Below are 1,042 nucleotides of genomic sequence, written 5' to 3'. Positions count from 1 at the left end.
GTTCCCGAACAACAACCCAGGAACCAACAACTAAATAACAACCAAGCACCACAGTTGTAACCACAAAACTTCCCACCCACCCCCACAAACGGGGCCGGGACGGGTAACAAGGTTACGGCGGTCATAGCGTGGGGGAAACGCCCGGTCCCATTCCGAACCCGGAAGCTAAGACCCACAGCGCCGATGGTACTGCACCCGGGAGGGTGTGGGAGAGTAGGACACCGCCGGACACACATTAACAGGGGAGCCCCGACCACGACGGTCGGGGCTCCACCCATTTAAACCCACACAACACAGCGTCAACCCACAAAACACGGCCAATATGGGTACCAGGCGGCTTGGCTTCAGAATGGGCAGAGCCGGGCCGCGAGTTGCACAGCAAGGCACTTACTTGGCTGTGAGACTTGCCACGAGGGGCCGTTTAGTCTCTCCCGACGTACTGCCGCCGCGGCGGCGTCGAATAGAATTGGATAAGACAAACGAGCCGGCAGCTTGGCGCTGCCGGCGGCGTGACAACGAAATAAGGGTTATGAGCGACTACGCACGCGCCAGTGGTCGGCTCGCAACAGGAGGAATCCACCATGGCTGAGCACAACGGCGGCAATCGCGGCGGCAATCGCGGAAATTTCGGCGGGAACCGTGACGACCGCGGTTCGTACCGCCCCAACAATAATTCCGGAGGGGATCCTCGCGGATTCCGGTCCAGGGACAACAGGGACGGTAGCGATCGTCCGGCTCGTGATGGTGACCGGCGTCCGTTCAACAACGACCGTGGTGACCGGAAGCCCTTCGGTGACCGTAACGATCGTCCGGCCCGCGATGGTGAGCGCCGTCCGTTCAACAACGACCGTGGCGACCGCAAACCGTTCGGCGACCGTCCTGAGCGTGGCCCGCGGAACTTCGATGGCCCCCGCCGCGACAGCGACGAGCGCCGTCCGTTCAACAACGACCGTGGCGACCGGAAGCCATTCGGTGACCGCGACCGGAAGCCCTTCGGTGACCGTGGTGACCGTCCGGCCCGTGATGGTGAGCGCCGTCCGTT

At 62.7% G+C, this 1,042-nt stretch carries 1 protein-coding gene and 1 rRNA gene; one reads left to right on the top strand and one right to left on the bottom strand.

What is annotated here, in order from left to right; translation table 11 throughout:
- Window positions 1-113 precede the first annotated feature (113 nt).
- Window positions 114-230 (top strand): 5S ribosomal RNA (gene rrf, locus J2Y68_RS21990).
- 297 nt (window positions 231-527) lie between these two features.
- On the opposite strand, the gene J2Y68_RS21985 is transcribed toward rrf, so the two are convergent.
- On the bottom strand, window positions 528-1,042 hold a 515-nt coding region (locus J2Y68_RS21985), incomplete at its 5' end, for a hypothetical protein (protein WP_309997093.1).

Source organism: Paenarthrobacter nitroguajacolicus, assembly GCF_031455195.1.
Classification (GTDB): domain Bacteria; phylum Actinomycetota; class Actinomycetes; order Actinomycetales; family Micrococcaceae; genus Arthrobacter; species Arthrobacter nitroguajacolicus_D.
The sequence above is the reverse complement of the archived record's forward strand: the minus strand, read 5'-3'. Positions and strand labels throughout refer to the sequence as shown.